We start from the raw sequence: 23,960 nt of genomic DNA on the forward strand, positions 1-23,960 counted from the left end.
GGTCCACGGTGGTGTGTCGTGGATCGTCGGGGCTTGCTTCTCAGGGTTGCCGCGGGTCAGGACGGGTTGGTGACCCGGGCGCAGGCGTTGCGGTCGGGTTTGGCCGTAACGAGGTGGACTGGCTGGTGACGGCCGGACGGTGGCGGCCCGTGGCGCGCGCCGTGTACCTGATCGACGGCACCAAGGGTGACCAGCCGTCCCGGCGACGTCAGATCCGGGCCGCGCTGTTGTCGCTCGGACCGCACGCCCATGCCGTGCTGAACACGGCTGCGGAACTGCACGGCATCGCCGGGCTGCCGTCAACCGGGGAGATTCATGTGGCTCTCCCCGGACGGGCTGCAAGGCTGGCGCGAGCGCGGCAGGCGAATGTCGTGCTGCACCAGATGGAGCACTCGCCGGTCTCCATCGTGCGGGTGTCCGGCCTGCCGGCGACCGGGCCACTCGACACCGTGACCGAGCTGATCTTGCGGGCGGCCCGCTACCCCGTGGTCTGCCTGTTGGATTCGGCTCTGAATCGGGGGCTGATCGGCACGGCGGACATGGCGACGATTCGCGCTTCGATCCGCCGACGACGGGGCGCCGTGCGGGCCCGGGTCTATCTGGCGGAGGCGGATGCCCGTGCCCAGTCGCCGTTGGAGTCCCGTGCCCGATTGCGCTGCGTGGACGGCCGTGTCCCGCCGGACGCTCTCCAGTTGGAGGTTCGCGACCAGGACGGCTACCTGCTCGGGGTCGGCGATCTCGGCTGGCGCGCCGCACGGGTGATAGCGGAGGCCGACGGCAAAGGGCCGCACGCCACCCCGGACGCCGTTTTCGCCGATCGCCGCCGCCAGAACCGCCTGGTCAACGCCGGCTGGACCATCCTGCGCTTCACCTGGTCCGACACCCTGGACCCCACTACATCCCCCATACCGTCCGCCAGGCCATCGCGACCTCCCGCTGGCGTTGATCATGAGGTTGACGGGCTGATTGGCCCCCGGGACACCCGTCAACCTCATGATCAACGGAGGTGGGAGGTGGGGTCAGTAGGATGCGGGGTCGTGCGCGTACTTCTTGTGGGGGGTGGCGGGCGGGAGCATGCGCTCGCGCTCGGCCTCGCCGGTGATTCGTCCGTCGAGGCGCTGATCGCGGCGCCCGGTAACCCCGGCATCGCCGCCGTGGCGGAGCTGCGGGAGGTGAACCCCACCGACCCCTCGGCCGTCGCGGCGCTCGCCGTCGAGGTCGGGGCCGACCTGGTGGTGATCGGGCCGGAGGCGCCGCTGGTGGCCGGGGTCGCCGACGCGGTACGCGCCAAGGGCATCCCCGCGTTCGGCCCGTCCGCGGAGGCGGCCCGGCTGGAGGGCTCCAAGACGTTCGCGAAGGACGTCATGCTCGCCGCCGGGGTGCCCACCGCCCGCGCCTTCACCTGCACGGACGCCGAGAGCGCCGGCCGGGCGCTGGACGAGTTCGGCCCGCCGTACGTGGTGAAGAACGACGGCCTGGCCGCCGGCAAGGGCGTCGTGGTGACCGAGGACCGGGCCACGGCGCTGGAGCACGCCGGGGAGTGCGGCCGGGTGGTGATCGAGGAGTACCTCGCCGGCCCGGAGGTCTCGCTCTTCGTGGTCACCGACGGCGAGGCGGCGCTGCCGCTGCTGCCCGCCCAGGACTTCAAGCGGGTCGGCGACGGCGACACCGGGCCGAACACCGGCGGCATGGGGGCGTACGCGCCGCTGCCCTGGGCGCCGGACGGCCTGGTCGACGAGGTGATGCGTGACGTCGTGCACCCCACGCTGGCCGAGATGCGCCGCCGGGGCACGCCCTTCGCCGGGCTGCTCTACGTCGGGTTGGCGATCACCGCCGCCGGCCCGCGGGTGATCGAGTTCAACGCCCGGTTCGGCGACCCGGAGACCCAGGTCGTCCTGGCGCTGCTGGAGACGCCGCTCGCCGGGCTGCTGCACGCCGCCGCCACCGGCACGCTGGCCGCGCACCCGCCGCTGCGCTGGCGGGACGGCGCGGCGGTCACCGTGGTCGTGGCCGCCGACGGCTATCCGGCCGGGCCGCGTACCGGCGACGTGATCACCGGCGCGGACCGCCCGGGGGTCATCCACGCGGGCACCGCCCGCCGGGCCGCCGACGGCGCGTTGCTCTCCGCCGGCGGTCGCGTCCTCTGCGGTACGGCCACCGGCCCCGACCTGGCCGCCGCACGCGACGCCGCCTACGCCCTGGTACGCGGCATCGAGCTGGCCGGCTCGCACCACCGCACCGACATCGCCGCCGCCGCGGTCGAGGGTCGGATCGCCCTGCCGGACTGACCCGGCCCCGGCCGGCCCACCCGGCCGGTCAGGTCGCCGTGAACCAGCCGTTCGGCGGCCGTCCGGCGTTGACACCCCGTGTCACGATCAACCCTGCCGGTCGGAGGGTGTGGCCTCGCCGGCAGCGGGAGGGGGTTCGCGGTGACCGGGTTCGTCGGTACGGCGCTCAGCTTCCCCACAGTGTTGTTCAGCTTCCTGCTGCTGGTGGTCGTCGGCTACTGGCTGCTGGTGTTGACCGGGGTGCTGGACCTCGGCGACGACCTCGACCTCGACGGGGTTCCGGGTGACGTCCTGGCCGGCCTCGGGCTCGGCGGCCTGCCCGCCACCATCGTGTTCTCCCTGATCGTCGCGGTGGCCTGGTTCGTCAGCCTGGCCGGCACCGTGCTGCTCGACGGGCTCGGCCTGGGCGTCGCCGCCCGGGTCGCCGTGTCGGTCGGGGTGCTGCTGGTGGCGCTGTGCGGCGCCTGGCTGGTGACCCGGCTGGTCGCCGTGCCGCTGAGCCGCCTCTTCCCCACCGGTACGGAGTCCAGCCGGCAGGCCTTCGTCGGCAGCCTGTGCACGATCCGCACGGGGCGGGTGACCGCCGACTTCGGGCAGGCGGAGGTGACGGCGGCGGACGGCTCCTCCGCGGTCGTCCAGGTCCGCCAGTCCGGCGCCGAGCCGCTGCGCGCCGGCAGTTCCGCGCTGATCTACGACTACGACGTCGAGGGCGAGTTCTTCTGGGTCATGCCCGCGGGCATCGCCTTCGACCCCGACCCTTCGCGTCCCGCACCGATGTAGCCGCCGCCGGTGACCCGCTCCCGCGACGGCGGGTCACCCCCTCCCGCCTCGACCGGACGGCCACCCCGCCGCCGGTTCGTCCCACGCTGCCCTCGTACCCCTGAAACGAAAGGAGGATGCGCGGCACCCACCGGTCCACCCGCACCACCGGACCGGCACCGCGCGCTCAGCCATGGATGTCCTCACCACTGGGATCGGCGTACTGCTCGCCGTCCTCCTGCTCGTCGCCCTCGGCGTGGTCTTTTTGGTCAGCCGCCTATTCCGCAAGGTGGAACAGGGCAAGGCGCTGATCGTCTCCAAGGTCCGCCGGGTGGACGTCACGTTCACCGGGGCGGTGGTCCTGCCGGTGCTGCACAAGGCCGAGATCATGGACATCTCGGTGAAGACGATCGACATCGAGCGGACCGGCAACGAGGGTCTGATCTATCGGGACAACATCCGGGCCGACATCCGCATCACCTTCTTCGTCCGGGTCAACAAGACCACCGAAGACGTCATCAAGGTGGCGCAGGCCATCGGCACCGCCCGGGCCAGTGACCGGGAGACCCTCCAGGAGCTGTTCAACGCCAAGTTCTCGGAGGCGCTGAAGACGGTGGGCAAGCAGCTGGACTTCGTCGACCTCTACACCAAGCGCGACGAGTTCCGCGACCAGATCATCCAGGTGATCGGCACCGACCTCAACGGCTACAGCCTGGAGGACGCGGCGATCGACTTCCTCGAGCAGACCCCGATGTCGCAGTTGGACGCGAAGAACATCCTCGACGCCCAGGGCATCCGGAAGATCACCGAGCTGACCGCGATCGAGCACGTGCGGACCAACGAGTTCCAGCGCAGCGAGGAGAAGGAGATCACCCGGCAGAACGTCGACGCCCGGGAGGCGATCCTCGATCTGGAGCGGCGCCAGGCGGACGCCGAGGCCAAGCAGCGGCGGGAGATCGAGACGGTGCGGGCCCGCGAGGAGGCCGAGATCACCCGGGTCCGGGCGGAGGAGCGGCTGCGGGCCGAGACGGCGAACATCCGTACCGACGAGCAGTTGGGCATCCAGCACGAGAACCGGACCCGGGAGATCGCGGTCGCCGAGAAGAACCGCGAGCGGGTGATCGCGATCGAGACCGAGCGGATCGAGAAGGACCGGATGCTGGAGGTCATCGGCCGGCAGCGGGAGACCGAGCTCAGCACGATCTCGAAGGACAAGGAGGTCGAGGCGGAGAAGCGGGCCATCGCCGAGGTCGTTCGGGAGCGGATCGCGGTCGAGAAGACCGTCGCCGAGCAGGAGGAGAACATCAAGCGCCTGCGGGTGGTCGAGGAGGCCGAGCGGACCCGCCAGGCGGTGGTCATCCAGGCCGAGGCCGAGGCGCAGGAGAACCTGGTCAAGGACATCAAGGCGGCGGAGGCGGCCGAGACGGCGGCGAAGTTCAAGGCCCGCGAGGAGCTGGTGCTCGCCGAGGCCCGGCAGCAGGCCGCCGAGCTGGACACCCGGGCGAAGATCCGGCTGGCCGAGGGCACCCAGGCCGAGGCGGCGGCCGCCGGCCTGGCCGAGGTGCAGGTCCGCGAGCGAAGCGCCGAGGCGATCGAGAAGGTCGGCCGCGCGGAGGTCGCCGTGGAGCGCGACAAGGCCCTGCTGGCCGCGGAGGCGGTACGCGAGAAGCTGAAGGGCGAGGCCGAGGGCCTCACCGACAAGGCGGCGGCGATGGCCGCCCTGGACGACGCCACCCGCCAGCACGAGGAGTACCGGCTGCGGCTGGAGCTGGAGAAGGAGGTCCGGCTCGCCGGGCTGGACACGCAGCGGCAGGTCGCCGAGGCGCAGGCGAGGCTGGTCTCCACCGGCCTGGAGAAGGCGAACATCGACATCGTCGGCGGGGACAGCGTCTTCTTCGACCGGCTGCTCAGCTCGATCTCGTTCGGCAAGAGCGTGGACGGCTTCGTGGCCCACTCGGACGTCGCCCGGGGCCTCACCCAGCCGTGGCTGGACGGCACCGCCAGCTTCACCGACGACCTGACCCGGATGCTCGGCTCGATCAACACCGGTGACGTGCAGAAGCTGACCCTCTCCGCCTTCCTGTTGCAGCAGATGCGGGCCGGCGGCGCCGACAAGGGCAAGCTCCATTAACTGTTGAACGCCGCGCAGCGCCTCGGCGTGGCCGAGACCCCGCTGGCCGCCCTGGCCGGCCCGCGGCAGCGTGCCGGTGAGTGAGCCGGTGCCCGGTCCGACCGGCGGGGACGCGACCGGTACGACCGGGGCGGACGCCGGCGATCCGGTCGGGCTGGACGCGGGCAGTTACGAGGTGCTGCGGAACCGGCTCGTCGGGCAGGCCGGCGAGCTGGCCCGGCGGGCGGAGCGGCTGAACGCCCGGCGGCTGGAGGTCTTCGGCAGCACCGAGCTGCGGCTGCTCAGCACCGAGCGGATCCGTACCGGGAACAACTGCGTGCCCCGGGACATCGTCCCGGTCGGCGGGCTGATGCTCTTCGGCTACAACGTCTTCATCGGGCTGAAGCCGGAGACGACGGTCGACGATGTCTTCTCGCTGCATCGCTTCGAGCGGGAGCGCGGCGCCGCCGGCGACGCGGGCGACTCCGAATCGTTCCGGTTCGACCGGGCCGGCCCGGACGAGCTGCCCGGCCTGCTCCGCGACCCGGTGTTCCAGCGCGACTTCGCCGAGCTGTACCGCTACTACCGGCAGACCCGGCTGCTGCAGCTACGCCGGCTCGACGGGCGGCTGCTGGCGGTGTTCCAGACCGGCCCGCGGACCGACGACATCCGGGTGCTGCGCTGGCGGCTGGACGCCGACGGCGGCGTCGGGTACCTGGACAACCGGGGCGAGCGGGACCACGTCTTCCCACCCTCGCACGACTTCGAGTGGATCGAGACGACCCGGGAGGACCACGTCCTCGGCCGGCACCCGCACATCTCCATCGCCGACGAGATCTTCGTGGAGACGGTCGGCGGCACGCTGACCGTCAAGCTGGAGAACAACACCGAGGTCGGCGAGGGCATCTACGACGAGCCGGTGGACGAGCCGTTGCAGAGCCTGGCCGACGCCGACGTGAGCTGGGCCCGGGTCGGCCCGTTGATCCTGCTGCGGATGCGGCCGTACAAGGAGACCGAGTGGCGGCACCTGGTCTTCAACACGCTGACCCGGGAGGTGGTCCGGCTCGACGGCATCGGGCCGGCCTGCCAGCGGCTGCCCGAGGACCACGGGATCATCTTCCCGGGCGGCTACCACCTGGCCACCGGGGTCACCCGCACCTTCGACACCGACGTGTCCGGGCTGGAGTTCGAACGGGTGGTCCGCTCCCCGAACGGGGAGGACGTCCTCTACGTCTTCCACGCCCGGGCCGACGGCCGCTCGCTGCTGCTGCCGTACAACGCCATCCGCAAGGAGGTGGCGGCGCCGATCCCGTGCCACGGCTTTTCGCTCTTCGACGACGGCACGCTGGTGGTGTTCCGGGCGACCTCGGAGGAGCCGACCCGGGTCCACCCGATGCAGATCTGGCAGACGCCGTACGTCTCCGACGCGTACGCGGCGGCACAGCCGGCGGGCACCGGCCCGCTGGAGCGGATCGGCAACGCCGACCTGGTCCGGGGCATCTCCGACTGCCTGTCGGTGGCCCGGATGGTCGACGGCGCGGCGGCCACCACCGGGGTCTACGAGGCGCTGATCGCGGCCTGCGCCCGGATCGTCGACCACTACCACTGGCTCGGCGAGGCCGACCTCGGCGACCTGCTGGCGCCGCTGGCCGAGCTGCGGCGCACCGCCGTCGCGGTGCTCGACGAGTACGAGAAGGTCCGCGCCCTCACCGAGCAGGCGCGGACCGCGCTGGACGAGAGCGCGGAGCGGATCGCCTCGCTGGCCCGGCGGGCGCGCGGCGAGGCGCCGCTCACCGCCGACGACTGGGTGCGGCAGCTCGCCGGGCTGCGCCAGGCGCGCGGTCACCTGGAGACGCTGCGGGAGCTGCGGTACGTCGACCACGGGCGGATCGACGAGCTGGCGGGGCGGCTGGACGACGAGTTGACCGCCGCCGGCCGGCGGGCGGTGGACTTCCTGCGCCGGGACGACGCGTTCACCGGCTACCAGGCCGAGGTGGACCGGCTGGCCGGGCAGGGCGCCGCGATCGGCACGGTGGCCGAGGCCGGGGCGGTCCGGGACGAGCTGGCCGGACGCGCCGAGGGCCTGCAGACCATCACCGACGTGGTGGGCGGGCTGGACATCGCCGACGCGACCGTACGCACCGGGATCCTGACCCGGGTCGGCGAGGTGCTCGGCGCGGTCAACCGGGCCCGGGCGGTGCTGGACAACCGCCGCCGGGAGCTGCTGGAGGTGGAGGGCCGGGCCGGCTTCGCGGCCGAGTTCGCGCTGCTCGGGCAGGCGGTGACCGGGGCGCTGGCGGCGGCGACACCGCCGAGCGCTGCGACGAGCAGCTGGGCCGGCTGCTGCTGCGGGTGGAGGACCTGGAGTCCCGGTTCGGGGAGTTCGACGACTTCCTCGCCGAGCTGGCGACCCGGCGGACCGAGATCTACGAGGCGTTCTCCTCGCGGAAGCAGGCGCTGCTGGACGAGCGGGCCCGGCGGGCCGACCGGCTGGTCTCGTCGGCGGAGCGCGTCCTGGTCAGCGTTCGGCACCGGATCGGCACGCTGGGCTCGCTGGACGAGATCAACACGTACTTCGCGGCGGACCCGATGGTGGGCAAGCTGCGCGCGGTCGTGGAAGAGCTGCGTACCCTGGGCGACCCCGTCCGGGCCGAGGAGCTGGACGGCCGGATCCGGGCCGCGCGCCAGGAGGCCGGTCGCGGCCTGCGCGACCGCCTGGACCTGTACGCCGACGGCGGCGAGACGATCCGGTTGGGCCGGCACCGCTTCGCGGTGAACACCCAGCCGGTCGACGTCACCGTGGTGCCGCACGACGGCGGGCTGGCGGTGGCGGTGACCGGGACCGACTACCGCGCCCCGGTCCGGGACACCGAGTTCGCCCGCACCCGCCGGTTCTGGGACCAGCTGCTGGTCTCCGAATCGCCGGCGGTGTACCGCGCGGAGTATCTGGCCACGTCGATCCTGACCGTCGCCGAGGCGGGCCGGGAGGGGCTGACCCTGGACGGGCTGCGGGCGGCGGCGGCCGACGCCGGTGACCTGCGCGAGCTGGTCCGCCGATTCGCCGAGGCCCGCTACGACGAGGGTTACGAGCGGGGCGTGCACGATCACGACGCGACGGAGCTGCTGCGGGCGTTGCTGCGCCTGCACGCCGGGGCGGGCCTGCTCCGCTACCCGCCGGCCGCCCGGGCCGCCGCGCAGCTGTTCTGGCGGTTCGGCACCGCCGAGCCGGACCGGGCCGGCTGGACCGCCCGGGCCACCTCGCTGGCCCGGGCCCGGGACCGCTTCGGCCGCCCCGACCGGGGTGCGGTGCCACCGGAGGGCGACCGGGTCGAGGCGGGGGACGCGATCGACCGGCTGCACGCCGAGCTGGCCGCCGAGGTGGGCCGCTTCCTGACCGACGCCGGGCTGACCGGGCCGGCCGGGGAGGCCGCCCTGGCCGGCGAGTACCTGTTCGAGGAGCTGTCCCGGCCACCCGCGGGCTTCGTCACCGGAGCCGGCGCGCGGGCCATGCTGGACCGGTTCCGGCGCGCCCTCGGCGGTCCGCAGTCCCGCTCCGCCCGGGAGTTCGACGCCGACCTGCGGGCCCTCGACGGCGACCTGACCAGCCGCCACCAGCTGGTCGAGGCGTGGCTGACCGCGTTCCTGGCGACCGACGACGGCACGCTGTCCGGGTACGACCTGCCGGAGGCGGTCGCGGTGGAGCTGTGCGGCGCGGACCTGCCGCGCCACGAGGCGGCGGCGACGATGTCGGAGACGGTCGGCGGGCTGCTCGGCGCGCATCCCCGGATCGTCGGGTCGGCGCTCACGCTGCGGCTGGACGAGACGCTGGCCCGGGCCCGCCGGTTCCGCACCGAGCTGGTGCCCGCGTACCGGGACTACCAGCGCCGGCGCAACGCGCTGGTGGCCGCCGAGCGGGACCGGCTGCGGCTGGAGGAGTACCGGCCGCGGGTGATGAGCGCGTTCGTCCGCAACCGACTCCTCGACGACGTCTACCTGCCGCTGATCGGGGACAACCTGGCCCGCCAGCTCGGCGCGACCGGCGACGCCAAGCGGGTCGACCAGTCCGGCCTGCTGCTGTTGATCTCCCCGCCCGGCTACGGGAAGACCACCCTGATGGAGTACGTGGCCAGCCGGCTGGGCCTGGTCTTCGTCAAGGTCAACGGGCCGGCCCTGGGCTCGGGGGTCACCTCGCTCGACCCGGCGGACGCGCCCGACGCGACCGCCCGGCAGGAGGTGGAGAAGATCTCCTTCGCCCTGGAGCTGGGCAACAACGTCCTGCTCTACCTCGACGACATCCAGCACACCTCGCCGGAGCTGCTGCAGAAGTTCATCTCGCTCTGCGACGGGCAGCGCCGGATGGAGGGCGTCTGGGAGGGCCGGACCCGCACCTACGACCTGCGGGGCAAGCGGTTCGCGGTGTGCATGGCGGGCAACCCGTACACCGAGTCGGGGCAGCGGTTCCGGGTGCCGGACATGCTTGCCAACCGGGCCGACGTGTGGAACCTCGGGGACGTGCTCTCCGGCCGGGAGGAGGTGTTCGCGCTCAGCTACATCGAGAACGCCCTCACCTCGAACCCGGTGCTGGCGCCGCTGTCCGGCCGGGACCGCGGCGACGTCGAACTGCTGGTCCGCCTCGCCCGGGGCGACGAGTCGGTGCGGGCCGACCAGCTCGCCCACCCGTACTCGCCGGTGGAGCTGGAGCAGATCGTCTCGGTGCTGTGCAAGCTGCTGCGGGTGCAGCAGGTGGTGCTCGCCAACAATCAGGCGTACATCGCCTCGGCGGCGCAGGCCGACGCGTCCCGTACCGAGCCGCCCTTCCAGCTCCAGGGGTCGTACCGGAACATGAACAAGCTGGCCGAGCGGATCGTCCCGGTGCTCAGCGACGAGGAGCTGGAGGCGGTCATCGACGACCACTACCTCGGCGAGGCGCAGACCCTCGCCGCGGGTGCCGAGGCGAACCTGTTGAAGCTGGCGGAGCTGCGGGGCCGGCTCACGGCCGAGCAGGCTCGACGGTGGGCCGAGGTGAAGGCCGGCTACCTGCGGGCCCGCGCGCTCGGTGGCGCGACGGACGACCCGGTGGACCGGGCGGTGGGCGCGCTGGGCCTGCTCGCCGACCGGGTCGGCGGGGTGGCGGCGGCGATCGGCCGGGCCGCCGACCGGGCCTGACGCCGGCGGCGGGGCGGCTCTCCGGTACGCCGGGCTGCCCCCCGCCGCCGACCCGTCAGCCCCGGGCCGGCACCGCCGGACCCGCCGACGGGCCGGCCCGGCCGGCGATCCGGTCCAGCAGGTTGCCGGTGGCCCGCTCGATCCGCTCGTCCCGGTGCCCCTGCCGGTTCAGCGCCATGGTCCAGCACAGGGTGCCCGAGGCGAAGACCAGCGCGCCCTGCGGCGTCTCGTACAGGTGGGTGTTCTGCACCCGGTGGCCGCCGTCGCGCGTCCGGTACGGCGACGCGCTGAGGACGGCGGCGTCCACCCCGGACGGCCGGGGCACGTCGGGGTGCACGCCGTCGGCCTCGCCGCCGACGACACCGGGGATCCGGTCGCCGTCGGCCACCCCGGCGCCCGCCCAGAACCAGTGGTCCGCCGCCCGGACCACCAGCGGCTGCGGGGTGCCGACGATGCCGTTGTACTGCACCCCCAGCAGCGCCTGCTCGGGCGGGCCGACGACGCGCCAGGTGACGGTCGGGCCGGCGCTGTCCTCGCCCGGGTCCGGCGTGGTCTTGGCGCAGGCCACCAGCCGCTCCGGCCGGCCGTCGTCGGCGGGACCCACCCGGACGTGCCAGTAGATGCTGTTGGCGCCGAGGAAGGCGAGGCTGGTCCCGGCGGCCACGGCCTGTTCCGCCGCCCGGCGCATCTCCCACGACCAGTACTCGTCGTGGCCGCAGAACACGATCCCCCGGTGCCGGGTCGGGTCGAGCCGCCCCGAGTGCAGGTCGAAGCTCGTCGCGTAGCTGACGTCGTAGCCGCGGCGTTCCAGCCACTGGATAGCGTCGTGGTCCCGGGTGAGCTGGATCGGGATGCCGTGGTCGGCGTACGGGCGGTCGAAGGAGACCTCCAGCGCCCGGAGCCGGGGATCCCGCCGGCCGGTGGCCGCGTAGCCGTTGTAGAGACTCTTGCCGACCCGCCGGTCCCGCGGCCACTGGTTGTACGCCTGCCAGGTGGTGACCGGCAGGACCACGCAGAGCGCCGCGGCCCGGCGGTCGTCCCGGACCATGAACGGGGTGCAGGCGCGCCAGCCGTCCGCCGAGGTGAAGACCGCCTGGTAGAGGCCGGAGGTCCAGTCGTCCGGCACCCGGACCGTCCAGGAGACCGGCCAGCGGCAGGCGATCGCCCCGGTCACCGGGTCGACCGCCGGCACCTGCTGCGGCACGCCGTCGAACTCGGGACTGGTCAGCACGGTGCGGGCGCCCGCGCCGTCGTACCAGCCGAGCCGGTGGATCGAGATCCGGTACCGGCCCGCCGGGTTGACCGCGACGTGGAAGTCGATCGACTCGCCGGGGGCGACGCTGGTCGTCGAGGCGTACCCCTGGATCTGGCGGTGCCGGTCGTTCGCGGCCCGGCGGCCGTCCTCCGGCCACCAGGGCGTCCCGGCCGCGCGGTTCTCCACCTCGACCGGGGGTGGCTGCCGCCGGACCAGGGTCCCGCTGCGGCGGCGGCCGAGGACCGGTTCGGTGGTGCCGAGCGCCACGGCGGAGACGCCGCCGGCGAGGAGACCGAGTGCCCAGCGCCGGCGGAGACGGACCATCGAGCAGCTCCTGGAACGAGTGAGCAGGGACCTGCCGGGACCGGCGACGGATGAGAAGCTACCACCGGGCGCCCGAGGTGTCCGTCCCCTGTGGCCCGTGCCTCAGCCGTAGTAGCGACGCAGCTCGCGACTGAGCACCTTGCCGGTGGCGTTGCGCGGCAGGTACTTCACGAAGATCACGTCCCGGGGTACGGAGAAGCGGGCCAGGTAGTGCCGGACGTACTCGCGGACCGCCTCCGGGTCGAGCGTCTCGCCGGGGTGCAGGGCGAGGAATGCGGCGAGACGCTGGCCGTACTCGGGGTCGGGCACCCCGATCACGGCGGCCTCGCGGACCTGCGGCAGTCGGGCGAGCAGGTCCTCCACCTCGGAGGGGAAGACGTTCTCGCCCCCGGAGACGATCATGTCGTCCGCCCGACCGTCGACGAAGAGCAGGCCATCGGCGTTGACCCGGCCCAGGTCGCCGGTGTTCAGCAGGCCGTCGTGGGTCTCCCGGCTGGCTCCCGAGGTGTACCCCTCGAAGAGCATCTCGTTGCCCACGAAGATCCGCCCGACCCGTCCGTCCCGGACCGGTTCACCGGCGTCGTCCAGGATCTCCAGCCGGGTGCCGTGCGGCGGGCGGCCGGCGGTGGTCGGGGCGGCGCGCAGGTCGGCCGGGCCGGCGATGGACGCCCAGGAGACCTCGGTCGAGCCGTACAGGTTGTAGAGGACGTCCCCGTAGGCGTCCATGAACTTGGGGGCGAGTCCGCCGGGGAGGGCCGAGCCGCTGACCGCGACCACCTTCAGCCGTGGCCGGGGGTCCGGCGCCGGCACCTCCAGCAGCCGCTGCAGCATCACCGGCACGGCGAAGAGCGCGTCGCACGGCTGGGCGGCCAGCGCGGCCACCGTGGTGGCCGGGTCGAAGCGGCGGTGCAGCACGATGGTGGAGCGCAGGGCGAAGGCCACCTGGAGGGCCGCGTACCCCCAGGTGTGGAAGAGCGGCGCGGCGATCAGTACGGTGTCGCGGGCGTGCAGCGGAATCCGGTCGATGATGGACACCAGCGGGCCGAAGCCGTGCGGGGTGGGCCGGCGGGCGCCCTTGGGTGCTCCGGTGGTGCCGGAGGTGAGCACGATGGTCCGGCCGTCCCGCTCGGGCGGCTGGAGCTGGTCACCGGGCAGGGCGCCGGCGATCAGCTCCTCCTGGCCGCGCTCGTCGACCCGCTGCACGTCGGCGGGGAGGCCGAGGACCCGCTCGGCGAACTCGGCGTCGTGCACCAGGACCCGCAGCGACTGTTCCTCCGCGACGGTGGTCAACTGCGCGGCGGAGAGGCCGGTGTTGACCAGGACGGCGTCCGCGCCGAGCAGCATCGCCGCGACGACCGCCTCGATCAGCCCGTGGTGGTTGCGGCAGAGCACCCCGATCCGGTCCCCGGCCTGGACGCCGAGCCCGGCGCGCATCGACCGGGCCAGCCGTTCGGCCCGGTCCAGCAGCTCCTGATAGGTCAGCTCGATGCCCTGCTCGTCGACGACGGCCGCCCGACCGGGGTCGCGGGCGGCGGCCTGGCGCAGCTCACCGGCGAGGCTCCAGCCCCACTTGCGCAGCGCGCCGAGCTGGGAGGCGACCCGGATGGGACGGCCCGGGGTGAGCAGTCCGCGCCGGGTCAGCGTGGCGACGATGAACGGCAGGTCCAAGCCGCAACCCTCCTTCGGGGAGCACGGGAGGGCCCCCGGAGGAGCCCTGCCACGCCGAACGTTTCCTCCCGATCATGCACCCGCGGCGGCCGGGAGCCCAGCCGGCGGTCACCGGGCCGACCCGTCGCACACCGTGGGTCGTGCACGTCGGAACGGAGGGTGAGGAGGCGGCACCCGCGCCGGTGGCCGGGTCGGCCGGTGGGCCGACCCGGCCCCGGTCAACGGATCTGCATCCCGGAGATCGCGCGGGAGATGACCAGCCGCTGGATCTCGGAGGTGCCTTCGAAGATGGTGTAGATCTTGGCGTCCCGGTACCAGCGTTCGACCGGGTGGTCGCGCAGGAAGCCGGCGCCGCCGAGCAGCTGGACCGCCTTGTCGGTGACCGAGACGGCCACCTCGCCGGCCTTGAGCTTGGACATCGAGCCCTCGCCCGCGGTGAACGGCCGGTTGTTGCGCCCCATCCAGGAGGCCCGCCAGACCAGCAGCCGGGCCGCGTCGATCTCCATCTTCATGTCGGCCAGCGCGAACGCGACCGCCTGGTTCTCGATGATCGGCCGTCCGAACTGGACCCGGTCCTTGGCGTAGTCGAGGGCGTACTCGTACGCCGCCCGGGCCACGCCGAGGGCCTGTGCGCCGACCGTCGGCCGGGACAGCTCGAAGGTCCGCATCGCGGCCTGGCCGGAGGCGCGCTGGCCGGAGCGGGCCCGGTCGAGGCGTTCCAGCAGGGCGTCCCGCCCGCCGAGGAGGCAGCGCCCGGGCACCCGTACGTCGTCGAGGAAGACGTCGGCGGTGTGCGACGCGCGCAGCCCCAGCTTGCGCAGCTTGCGGGTCGCGCTGAGCCCCGCCGTGTCCGGCGGTACGACGAACGCCGCCTGCCCGCGGGAGCCGAGCGACGGGTCCACCGAGGCGGTGACCACGTGCACCCCGGCGATCCCGCCGTTGGTGGCGTACGCCTTCTGCCCGCGCAGCACCCACTCGTCGGTGGCCTCGTCGTACACCGCCCGGGTACGCATCGACCCGACGTCCGAGCCGGCCTCCGGTTCGGTGGTGCAGAACGCGGCGACGGCCGGCGAGTCGACGTCGCCGAAGCACTGCGGCACCCACTCGACCAGCTGGTCGGGCGTGCCCGCGCCGTAGATGGCGGCGACGGCGAGGGAGGTGCCGAAGATGCTGAGCCCGATGCCGGCGTCGCCCCAGAAGAGCTCCTCGCTGGCGATGGGCAGGGACAGGCCGGTGGGGTCGGCCCAGCAGGTGGCGAGGAATTCGAAGCCGTACAGGCCGACCTTCGCCGCCTCCTGGATGACGGGCCAGGGAGTCTCCTCCCGGGCGTCCCACTCGGCTGCGGCCGGGCGCACGACCTCGGCGGCGAAGCCGTGCACCCAGTCGCGCAGGTCCCGCTGTTCCTCGTTCAGGTCGAGCGAGAACTCGGTCACGTCAGGCCTTGGGGATGTCGAACAGGTTGGCGATGTTCGCGGCGAGGCCCAGGTCGCCCTTGGCCTTCAGCTTGCCGGTCATGAACATCATCACCGGGTTGGCGCCGCCGGAGACGATCTTGAGGAACTCGACCGGGCCCATCGTGAGGCTCAGCTTCGGGTCGCGCTGCGGGGTGTCCGAGACGGTGCAGGCGCCGTTCTCGATGACGATCTCGTAGGTGTCGGTGCCACCGTCGGGACGGCCCGTGATGTTCCAGTGGATGACCGCGTTGGTGGAGCCGGCGCGGTCGGCGCGGAACAGCGACGGCATCCGGTTGAAGACCTCGCTCAGGATCTTGCCGCGCAGGTCGCCCGACATCACCTCGGCGATCTTGTCGTCGGGGGTGGACTTGACCAGCTTCGCGAACTCCTTGGGCTCGACGTTCGCGAAGTTGGCCGGGTCGAAGTCAGTCATGGGGGATGCACCTCTCGGAGCGGGCCGACTTTGGTTACTCTGGCGTAACCTTACGCACGAGTAGGTATGCTCGCAAGAGTGTCCAGCACACCCACCTTCAAGCGCCTGCCGAGGGCCGTCCGCGAGCAGCAGATGCTCGACGCGGCGGTCAAGGTCTTCTCCCGCCGCGGCTTCCACGCCGCCAGCATGGACGAGATCGCCGAGGACGCCGGGATCTCCAAGCCGATGGTCTACGCGTACCTCGGCACCAAGGAGGAGCTCTTCGTCGCCTGCCTGCACCGGGAGGGCACCCGGATGATGGAGGCCATCGCCGGGGCGGCCGCCTCCGACCTGCCCGCCGACGAGCGGCTCTGGCGTGGCCTGCGCGCCTTCTTCGGCTTCGTCGGCGCGCACCGGGACGGCTGGGCGGTGCTCTACCGCCAGGCCCGCGGCGAGCAGCCCTTCGCCGGGGAACTGGCCACCATGCGGGGCCGGCTGGTCGAGGTGGTCGCCGGCATGCTGGACAACGCGCTGCGCGCCGAGGGGCACGAGGTGGGCCCGACCGACCTGGAGGTCGTCGCGTACGCCCTGGTCGGCGCGACCGAGTCCCTCGCCGACTGGCTCGCCGACCACCCCGAGGCCGACCCGGAGAAGACCGCCACCCGGATGATGAACGTGGCCTGGCTCGGCGCCGCCCAACTGCTGCACGGCGTCACCTGGCGTCCGCCCGCCGGCTGACGTTCCCTCGGCAGGGCGGGGGCGGTCAGCGACGGACGGCGGCCCGGGCGCGGGAGCGGGCGCGGCGGCGCAGCCGGCGTGCCAGCTCCAGGCCGAACGTGACGACGAGCGACAGCCCGACGCCGACCAGCAGTGCCTTCACCGGGTCGCGTTCGAAGGCCAGGCCGCCGAAGTAGCCGAGCAGGCCGCAGTAGACCGCCCAGCTGCCGCAGGCGAGGGCGTCGTAGAGCAGGAAGCAGCGCGGCGGGTAGCGGACCGCGCCCATGGTCAGGGTGACGGCGGTGCGGCCGCCGGGGACGTACCGGGCGGTGGTCAGGATCATGCCGCCGCGCCGGTCGAGGGCCCGGCGGGCCCACTCCGAGCCGGCCCGCCGGCGGCTGTCGGCGGGCAGCCGCGCCACCCGGTGGGCGCCGCCGCCCCGGCCCACGGCGTAGGAGACGTGGTCACCGGCGAGCGCGCCGAGCGCGGCCACCACGATGACCGCGACCAGGTTGGGCTCGCCGCCCGCCGCGAACACCGCCGCGGTGATCACCACCGTCTCGCCCGGCACGGCGGGGAAGAACGCGTCGACCGCGGTGACCGTGAAGATCACCAGGTACACCCACGGCGAGGCGACCGTGTGGTGGAGCAGGTCGAGCACGGACTCCATGCCCCCATGCTCCGGGGCCGACGGGTGGCGAGGGGCCCCTTATGCGGGGCCCCTCCCTCAGCGGACCGTGCCGACCAGGTGCGGGCGGCCGGAGCGGGCGTCGTGCAACGCGAAATCCCACCCCGGGGTGGCGCTGAACGCCACCGTCGACGGCAGCGGCACCGGCAGCTTGAACGCCACGTCGACCGTGTAGGCGTCCGGTAGCCGGCTCTCCAGCGCGGCCAGGCAGTGCGCCTTGCTCCACATCCCGTGCGCGATCGGCCGCGGGAAGCCGAACAGCCGGGCGCCGAGCCGGGAGGTGTGGATCGGGTTGTGGTCGCCGGAGACCCGGGCGTAGTCCGTGCCGACCCGGGGGGTGAGCCGCCAGTGCGCGGAGGGGGCCGGCGGCGTCGGCCGGTCACCCCGGTCGCGCCGCTCACCGCCGCCGGCGCTGCGCTCCTTGCCGAGGTACGTCGAGACGCCGCGCCACACCTCCTCCCCGTCGACCGAGCCCACGAGCACCACGTCGAGCTGCCGGCCCCGGTCGTGCGGGCGCAGGTTCTCCGCGTACGTCCGGAAGTCCAGCCGTTCGCCGGCCTCGATCGGTCGGTGCACGGTGATCCGGTTGGCCACGTGCACCACCCCGGTCAGCGGGATGGGGAACGCCGGCGCGGTCATCAGCCGCAACGCCAGCGGGAACCCCATGACGTGCGGGTACGTCGCCGGCAGCCGGTCGGCGAGCCGGAACCCGCAGACCCGGTCGTAGTCGGCGAGGTGCGCCCGGTCCACGGCGACGCCGGCCACGGTCAGCTCGACTGTGGGCAGGGTGTCACTCCGCCGGCCGCCCACCCCCGGCAGCGTGCCGAGCAGGGCCCGGCGGTAGAGCGCCCCGGCCGCCGGCATCCGGGGGAGGTCGACCAGCGCCCGATCCTCCGCGCCGCTGCGCGGCGCGGTCGTCACCTGTCCGGCCGGGGCCGGTGTCTCCCCGCCGGTCGGCGCGATCCCGGAGAGGTCCTGGGTGGCGTGGACGCTGAGGTCGTGGGTGGCGAGCTCCTGCACCGCGTCGGGCGTGACGACGAGGCCGGACAGGTCCCGGGTGGGGCCGTCGATCAGTTCGTGGACCGACAGGTCCTCGGCCGGGCCGTCCGCCGGCCGGTCCTTCCGCCTCGCCATCACGCCCCCAGCAGACTCTGGCCGCAGACCCGGACGACGTTGCCGCTGACCGCGCCGGTCGCCGGCCAGGACAGCCAGCCGATCGTCTCGGCGACGTCCACCGGCAGGCCGCCCTGGGACATGCTGTTCATCCGGCGCCCCGCCTCGCGCAGCATCAGCGGGATGCGCGCGGTCAGCCGGGTCTCGATGAAACCGGGGGCGACCGCGTTGACGCTGATGCCCCGGTCGCGCAGCGCCGCGGCCAGCGAGTCGACCAGCCCGATCACCCCGGCCTTGCTGGTGGCGTAGTTGGTCTGGCCGCGGTTGCCGGCGATGCCGGCGATCGAGGAGACCGAGACGATCCGGCCGCCGGTCGGGATCAGGGCGCGTTCCAGCAGCACGTCGTTGATCCGCTCCTGGCTGGAGAGGTTCACGTCGATGACGGAGGCCCAGCGGTCGGCGTCCATCCGGCCGAGCGTTCTGTCCCGGGTGATGCCGGCGTTGTGCACCACCACGTCGACCCGGCCGTGCCGGTCGGCGAGGTGCTGGGCGAGGCGGGTCGGGGCGTCCGGGGTGGTCAGGTCGAGCTGGACGGCGGTGCCGCCGATCTCGTTGGCCACCGCGGCCAGCTCGTCCCCGGCGGCCGGGATGTCCAGCGCGACGACCTGGGCGCCGTCCCGGGCGAGCACCCGGGCCAGCGCGGCGCCGATGCCCCGGGCCGCACCGGTGACCAGCACGACCTGCCCGTCCAGCGGGCGGTCCCAGTCGGCCGGCGGCTGGGCGGTGCCGGCGCCGACCCGGACCACCTGCCCGGAGACGTACGCGGAGCGGCCGGACAGCAGGAAGCGCAGGGTCGACTCCAGGCTGGTCAGGGTGCCGGGGTCGACGGCCTTCGTGACGTACACCAGCTGGGCGGTGACGCCCCGGCCGAACTCCTTGCCGATGCTGCGGGTCAGCCCCTCGCACGCGCGCTGGGCGGTCGCCTCACGGGGCGAGTCGCACTCGGCGGGCGGGGTGCCGAGCACGATCACCCGGCCGCTGGGCAGCAGCGCCCGGGCCTGCGGGTGGAAGAAGTCGTAGAGCTGCCGCAGCTCGGTGGAGTCGGTGATGCCGGTGGCGTCGTACACCAGGGCGGCGTAGCGCGCGGTGGCGTCGGTGGCGGCGGCCGGGTCGCGCAGCCCGACCCCGGCGAAGGTCAGGATCTTGGTGACCGGCTCGGCGAGCCGGCCGTCGGCCGAGGTGCCGAGCAGGACGGGCCCGGGGACGAGCGGGTCGCCCGGCGTGTGCCGGCGCAGTCGAGGCGGGTCGGGCAGCCCGAGGCGCTTGACCAGCGCGCGACCGGCCCCCGATTGGACGAAGCTCGCGTACCTGTCGGTCATGGGCGTAGCCTACTGGCGAGTAGGGTTCGGGCAACAGTTTCGAGGAGGCCGATCGTGCAAAGTGTCCGGCGGGTCGCGGTCATCGGCGGCAACCGCATCCCCTTCGCCCGGTCCAACTCCCGGTACGCGCACGCGTCCAACGCGGACATGCTCGGCGCGGCCCTGGACGGCCTGGTGGCCCGGTTCGGGCTGGCTGGGCAGCGGGTCGGCGAGGTGGTCGTCGGCGCGGTGCTCAAGCATTCGAAGGACTTCAACCTCACCCGCGAGGTGGTGCTCGGCTCCCGGCTGGACCCGCACACCCCCGCGTACGACATCCAGCAGGCCTGCGGCACCGGCCTGGAGGCGGCCATCCTGGTCGCCAACAAGATCGCCCTCGGGCAGCTCGAGGTCGGCATCGCCGGTGGCGTGGACACCACCTCGGACGCGCCGCTCGCCGTCAACGAGGACCTGCGCCGCACCCTGATCCAGCTCAACTCCGCCCGGAGCCTCGGCGAGCGGCTGAAGATCGCCGCGAAGCTCCGCCCGCACCAGCCGTTCAAGCCGGAGATCCCGCGCAACGCGGAGCCGCGTACCGGGCTGTCGATGGGGGAGCACGCCGCCCGGACGGCGCTGCGCTGGAACGTCGACCGGCAGGCCCAGGACGAGCTGGCGGTCCGCTCGCACCAGCGGCTCGCCGCCGCGTACGACAAGGGATTCTTCGACGACCTGATGACCCCCTATCTGGGGCTGACCCGGGACCAGAACCTCCGCCCCGACACCAGCCTGGAGAAGCTCGGCTCGCTCAAGCCGGTCTTCGGCCACCGCGGTCCGGACGCCGAGCGGGCCACCATGACGGCCGGTAACTCGTCGCCGCTCACCGACGGCGCCTCGACGGTGCTGCTGGCGTCGGAGGAGTGGGCGCGGGAGCACAGCCTGCCGGTGCTGGCCTGGTTCAGCTGGTCCGAGACCGCCGCGGTCGACTTCGTGCACGGCGACGAGGGGCTGCTGATGGCTCCCGCGTACGCGGTGCCCCGGATGCTGGCCCGGGCCGGGCTGACACTGCAGGACTTCGACTACTACGAGATCCACGAGGCGTTCGCCTCGCAGGTGCTGGCCACCCTGGCCGCCTGGGAGTCGGCGGAGTTCTGCAAGGAACGGCTGGGCCTGGACGCGCCGCTCGGATCGATCGACCGGGACAAGCTCAACGTCAACGGCTCCTCGCTGGCCGCCGGGCACCCGTTCGCCGCCACCGGCGGCCGGATCGTCGCCACCCTGGCCAAGCTGCTCGCCGAGAAGGGCAGCGGGCGGGGGCTGATCTCGATCTGCGCCGCCGGCGGCCAGGGCGTCACGGCCATCCTGGAGCGCTGAACCCCGACACGTCGACGCCCGCCCGGGGAAGTCCCGGGCGGGCGTCGGTCGTTCGGGCGCGGGCTCAGCCCAGGGTGAACTTCTCCCACGTGCCGATGGTCGTGCGGTTGGCGATCAGGGGCTTGGCTCCGGCGCTTTCAGCGGTGACGTAGCGGCTGTTGATGGCGGCCTTCAGGCTGACCGTGCCGTCGGTGTTGCGGATCAGGGTGAACCGTTCCCAGGCACCGACCGACGCGCGGTTGGCGATCAGCGGGAGGGTGCCCTTGCCGTCGGCGCTGACGAAGCGGTTGTCGGCCCGGGCGAAGATGCCGATCTGGCCGTTACCGAGGTCCACCAGGTCGAACCGCTCCCACGGTCCGACGCTGGTGCGGTTGGCGATCAGCGGCTTGGTGCCGGCGCTCTCCGCGGTGACGAAGCGGTTGTTCGCCCGGGCCTTGAGCGAGCGGTCGGCGTCGGCGACGTTGACCCGGTAGAACTTCTGGGTGGCGCCGATCGTGGTGGCGTTGGCGATCAGTGGAGTGGTGGCGTTCGCCGTCGCGGTCACGTACCGGCCGCTGGAGGCCGACTTCAGGCTGACGGTGCCGTCGGCGTTGCGGACCAGGGTGAACCGCTGGTTGGGCGTCACCACCGTGCCCTTGAACGACAGCGACTCGACGCCGGCGGAGTCGGCGGTGACGTACTGGCCGCTCGCCGGCGCGAAGAGGGCGACCTGACCGCTGCCCGCGTCCACGAGGTCGAACTGACCGGTCGCGTCCAGTTTGGCGTGGTCCGCGCCCAGCGCCGGCCAGGGAACGTTGGCCATTGGGCCGACGTAGCGGAGACCGGAGAGGGTGAGCAGGCCCATGGTGCCGGTACGCGGCAGCACGCTGATCAAGTCGGCCCGGCTGCCCGACCGGCCGTCGGTCCCGGTGACCCGGGTGGAGACGGTGTACTCGCCCGGCTGCGCGTAGCGGTGCGAGACGACCGGCGAGGCCTGGGTGACGACCGTCCCGTCACCGAAGGTGAACTCGTACGAGGCGATCGGGACGAACCCCGGCTCGGAGGACGAGGCGTTCACGTTAACCGAGGTGGCGGCGAGATCTAGGGTGACGTTGGTGCGAGCCAGCGGGCTGCGGATGGTCTCGAGCGCACCGCGGTCGGCGTACGTCACCGGGCCGGCACCGGTGTCCGGCCTGGCCGGGTCGTCGGCGCGTGCCCTGCCGACCCGGTCGGTGGCCTGGTAGCCGGGCGCCGCCGAGTTGGCCGAGTCGTAGGCGTCCCTCGGGTCGCCGGTCTCCAGATCGTGCGCTGCCTGGCCGGAGGCGGCACGGAACGCCGACAAACCCATCCGGGAACCGTTCCACGCGTAGGTTGCCGGTGAGGACGAGTAGTAGTAGTAGTAGTAGTCGTCGGCGTTGTTGTAGTCGACCGCGGTGTCCCCGACGGCCGCGTCGTAGATCCCGAGCTCGACCCGGCCGGAGGCCGACGGTCCGCAGGAGTTCGTATTGAGCGGGTTGTAAGCGGCGAGCAGGTTGTTCTGCACCGAGACCTTGGCGGAGGTGCCGTCGACCCGGATGCCGTCGAGGCAGTGGCCCTTGACCGTGTTGTTGGTGATCGCCGTGCCGGTGGCCCCGTGGTTGTGGATGCCGTAGCCGAAGCTGCCGGTGATCTGGTTGTTGACCACCACGGTGTCGGTGGCGCCGGCCTCGACCGAGATGGCGGCGCCGCCGAAGCCGTCGACGGTGTTGTTGAGGATGGTGTTGCCGGGGCCGGCGACGCGGACGCCCACACTGCGGTCGGCGCTGTCGTACCAGGTGCGGCCCGTCAGATTCAGCGAGATGAGGCTCACCCCGGTGGTGGCGGCGTCCATGGTCACCCCGGCGTCGAGGGTCCGTCCACCGATGTAGCCCCGCTTCAGGGAAGACTGGGTGACACCAGCGAGTCGGACGGCGGGCACGGTGGCATTGTCCGACACGGTGAAGGTGCCGTTCTCGACCTCGATATGGGAGGCGTCCCGGATGTCGAGGGCAGGCACCGCCACCGACCCGGTGGCCTGGAACCTCTCGATCCTGATGTCGTGCTGGCTGGTGATGGCGAACCCGGCCGTCGGGCCGATCAGGGAGGCGTTGGAGTTCGACGATCCGCTGCGGAACACGATCGGCTGGTCCGGCGTACCGGAGTTGGCGATGGTGACGCGTTCCCGGTAGTTGCCGCCGCCGACGTCGACCGTCTGTCCGGCGGTGACCACCGCGGCGGCCGCCCCGATCGTGCAGAACGGCTGCTCCACAGTGCCCGGCCCGGTGTCCGAGCAGGCGGTGGCCGTTTGTTTGACGTACAGGACCGTGGGGTCGGCGGCTTGGGCGGGTGCCGCCGTGCCCAGCAGGGTGCCGCCGGCCAACGCGAGAGCGGTGAGGCCGGCGAATGGGCGCTTGTGCATGGCTGCCTCGGGTGAGGAAGAAGGATCCGGCTCGTGCCGAAAGTCAGATGGAGATGATGGTCTCCTACCTGCCGGTATTCGGCTACCCCGTGGCGCATCGCCCTCACCGGCCGCCCCACCCCGTGATTTCGTCCGGTACCTCGGGCAACCCGCCCCGGCCCTCGCTCCGTCTCCTGGGCATGAGGCGAGCAACAGGCTCCGCGTGGTGAGCCGGGGAGACGAGGACGAGTTCCGACAGTTCGTGAGCGCCCGGCTGGATCCGCTGCGCCGCACGGCGTACCTGCTCTGCCGGGACTGGCACACCGCCGACGACCTGGTCTCCATCACCATCGGCAAGCTCTACCGGCACTGGCGGCGGGTCCGCGCCGCGGACAACGTCGACGCGTACGTCCGGGGCGTGCTGACCCATGCCTGGCTGGACGAGCGCCGGCGCCCCTGGCGGCGGGAACGGGCCAGCGAGGAGCTGCCCGACCAGCCCGACCCGCGGGTCGCCGAGCCGTCGGTGGCCGACCGTGAGCTGCTGTGGGAGCTGCTCGGGCAACTGGCGCCGAGGCGGTGCGCCGTGGTGGTGCTCCGCTTCTACTGCGACCTGTCGGTCGAGGAGACCGCGGAGATCCTCGGGATCAGCACCGGGACGGTGAAGAGCCAGGCCGCAAGGGCGCTGGCGACCCTGCGCCTGCTCGCCGGGGACGAGATGGCCATGGAGCACGGGAGGCGGGCATGACGTACCGGCAGATCTTCGACGAAGCGGTCGGCGAACCGCCACCGACGTCGGTCGACATCGACCAGGTGATGGGCCGCGAGGCTCGGCGAGCCAGGTGGCGCCGAGCGGGCGGGTACGGAACCTGTCTCTTATACACATCT

The 23,960-nt window shown here is 73.1% G+C and carries 16 protein-coding genes; 8 read left to right on the forward strand and 8 right to left on the reverse strand.

Annotation, left to right across the window (positions count from 1 at the left end):
* The first annotated feature begins 1,037 nt into the window (after positions 1–1,037).
* The 5 genes from purD to DKT69_RS40015 all read left to right on the forward strand — a co-directional run bounded on the left by purD (position 1,038) and on the right by DKT69_RS40015 (position 10,323).
* On the forward strand, positions 1,038–2,288 hold the full coding sequence (purD, locus tag DKT69_RS22135) for a phosphoribosylamine--glycine ligase (RefSeq protein ID WP_109803446.1): 1,251 nt from the start codon (positions 1,038–1,040) through the stop codon (positions 2,286–2,288).
* Between the two features lie 141 nt (positions 2,289–2,429).
* A complete protein-coding gene (locus DKT69_RS22140) occupies positions 2,430–3,068 on the forward strand; it encodes a hypothetical protein (protein ID WP_109803434.1) in 639 nt (212 codons plus the stop codon).
* 172 nt (positions 3,069–3,240) lie between these two features.
* Positions 3,241–5,178 (forward strand): flotillin family protein, encoded by a 1,938-nt coding sequence (locus tag DKT69_RS22145; protein WP_109803435.1) that lies wholly within the window; start codon positions 3,241–3,243, stop codon positions 5,176–5,178.
* Between the two features lie 76 nt (positions 5,179–5,254).
* Positions 5,255–7,933 carry a DNA repair ATPase gene (locus DKT69_RS40870; RefSeq protein WP_304598698.1) on the forward strand — a complete coding sequence of 893 codons (2,679 nt, stop codon included), beginning with the start codon at positions 5,255–5,257 and terminating at the stop codon, positions 7,931–7,933.
* A 1,337-nt stretch (positions 7,934–9,270) separates the two neighbouring features.
* Positions 9,271–10,323 (forward strand): hypothetical protein, encoded by a 1,053-nt coding sequence (locus DKT69_RS40015; protein ID WP_236648157.1) that lies wholly within the window; start codon positions 9,271–9,273, stop codon positions 10,321–10,323.
* A 55-nt stretch (positions 10,324–10,378) separates the two neighbouring features.
* Here the strand turns inward: DKT69_RS40015 and DKT69_RS22155 are convergent, their stop codons facing one another.
* The 4 genes from DKT69_RS22155 to DKT69_RS22170 form a co-directional block, all read right to left on the reverse strand.
* A complete protein-coding gene (locus DKT69_RS22155) occupies positions 10,379–11,902 on the reverse strand; it encodes a N,N-dimethylformamidase beta subunit family domain-containing protein (RefSeq protein WP_109803436.1) in 1,524 nt (507 codons plus the stop codon).
* Between the two features lie 102 nt (positions 11,903–12,004).
* Positions 12,005–13,570 carry an AMP-binding protein gene (locus tag DKT69_RS22160; protein WP_109803437.1) on the reverse strand — a complete coding sequence of 522 codons (1,566 nt, stop codon included), beginning with the start codon at positions 13,568–13,570 and terminating at the stop codon, positions 12,005–12,007.
* A 218-nt stretch (positions 13,571–13,788) separates the two neighbouring features.
* Positions 13,789–15,003, reverse strand: coding sequence for an acyl-CoA dehydrogenase family protein (locus DKT69_RS22165; protein ID WP_109803438.1), 1,215 nt, complete (start codon positions 15,001–15,003; stop codon positions 13,789–13,791).
* A 1-nt stretch (position 15,004) separates the two neighbouring features.
* A complete protein-coding gene (locus tag DKT69_RS22170; RefSeq protein WP_109803439.1) occupies positions 15,005–15,457 on the reverse strand; it encodes an SCP2 sterol-binding domain-containing protein in 453 nt (150 codons plus the stop codon).
* A 78-nt stretch (positions 15,458–15,535) separates the two neighbouring features.
* Between DKT69_RS22170 and DKT69_RS22175 the strand changes: the two genes are divergently transcribed.
* A complete protein-coding gene (locus tag DKT69_RS22175; protein ID WP_201749793.1) occupies positions 15,536–16,174 on the forward strand; it encodes a TetR/AcrR family transcriptional regulator in 639 nt (212 codons plus the stop codon).
* A gap of 25 nt (positions 16,175–16,199) precedes the next feature.
* On the opposite strand, the gene DKT69_RS22180 is transcribed toward DKT69_RS22175, so the two are convergent.
* From DKT69_RS22180 to DKT69_RS22190, 3 genes are read right to left on the reverse strand one after another with little or no spacing between them, the layout of a single operon-like run.
* Positions 16,200–16,823, reverse strand: a complete 624-nt coding sequence (locus DKT69_RS22180; protein ID WP_109803441.1) for a DedA family protein — start codon at positions 16,821–16,823, stop codon at positions 16,200–16,202.
* A gap of 57 nt (positions 16,824–16,880) precedes the next feature.
* On the reverse strand, positions 16,881–17,975 hold the full coding sequence (locus DKT69_RS22185) for a MaoC/PaaZ C-terminal domain-containing protein (protein WP_438361856.1): 1,095 nt from the start codon (positions 17,973–17,975) through the stop codon (positions 16,881–16,883).
* Entirely contained in the window at positions 17,975–19,333 is a 1,359-nt protein-coding gene (locus DKT69_RS22190; RefSeq protein WP_109803442.1) for a 3-oxoacyl-ACP reductase, read from the reverse strand. The genes DKT69_RS22185 and DKT69_RS22190 overlap by 1 nt, the downstream gene beginning before the upstream one ends.
* Before the next feature lie 54 nt (positions 19,334–19,387).
* Between DKT69_RS22190 and DKT69_RS22195 the strand changes: the two genes are divergently transcribed.
* Entirely contained in the window at positions 19,388–20,680 is a 1,293-nt protein-coding gene (locus DKT69_RS22195; RefSeq protein ID WP_109803443.1) for an acetyl-CoA C-acetyltransferase, read from the forward strand.
* Between the two features lie 64 nt (positions 20,681–20,744).
* On the opposite strand, the gene DKT69_RS22200 is transcribed toward DKT69_RS22195, so the two are convergent.
* Complete coding sequence (locus DKT69_RS22200; RefSeq protein ID WP_109803444.1) at positions 20,745–23,096, reverse strand: PKD domain-containing protein; 2,352 nt, start codon at positions 23,094–23,096, stop codon at positions 20,745–20,747.
* A gap of 205 nt (positions 23,097–23,301) precedes the next feature.
* On the opposite strand from DKT69_RS22200, the gene DKT69_RS22205 reads away from it, so the two are divergent.
* Complete coding sequence (locus DKT69_RS22205) at positions 23,302–23,820, forward strand: SigE family RNA polymerase sigma factor (protein ID WP_236648156.1); 519 nt, start codon at positions 23,302–23,304, stop codon at positions 23,818–23,820.
* Positions 23,821–23,960 lie beyond the last annotated feature (140 nt).

The organism is Micromonospora sicca (assembly GCF_003172935.1).
Taxonomy (GTDB): Bacteria; Actinomycetota; Actinomycetes; order Mycobacteriales; family Micromonosporaceae; genus Micromonospora; species Micromonospora sicca.

Excerpts from the sequence above, each read along its gene's own strand:
- DKT69_RS22145 (WP_109803435.1), top strand. The coding sequence starts at position 3,241 with ATGGATGTCCTCACCACTGGGATCGGCGTACTGCTCGCCGTCCTCCTG.
- DKT69_RS40015 (WP_236648157.1), top strand. The coding sequence starts at position 9,271 with ATGGAGTACGTGGCCAGCCGGCTGGGCCTGGTCTTCGTCAAGGTCAAC.
- DKT69_RS22155 (WP_109803436.1), bottom strand. The coding sequence starts at position 11,902 with ATGGTCCGTCTCCGCCGGCGCTGGGCACTCGGTCTCCTCGCCGGCGGC.
- DKT69_RS22170 (WP_109803439.1), bottom strand. The coding sequence starts at position 15,457 with ATGACTGACTTCGACCCGGCCAACTTCGCGAACGTCGAGCCCAAGGAG.
- DKT69_RS22180 (WP_109803441.1), bottom strand. The coding sequence starts at position 16,823 with ATGGAGTCCGTGCTCGACCTGCTCCACCACACGGTCGCCTCGCCGTGG.
- DKT69_RS22185 (WP_438361856.1), bottom strand. The coding sequence starts at position 17,975 with ATGGCGAGGCGGAAGGACCGGCCGGCGGACGGCCCGGCCGAGGACCTG.
- DKT69_RS22190 (WP_109803442.1), bottom strand. The coding sequence starts at position 19,333 with ATGACCGACAGGTACGCGAGCTTCGTCCAATCGGGGGCCGGTCGCGCG.
- DKT69_RS22200 (WP_109803444.1), bottom strand. The coding sequence starts at position 23,096 with ATGCACAAGCGCCCATTCGCCGGCCTCACCGCTCTCGCGTTGGCCGGC.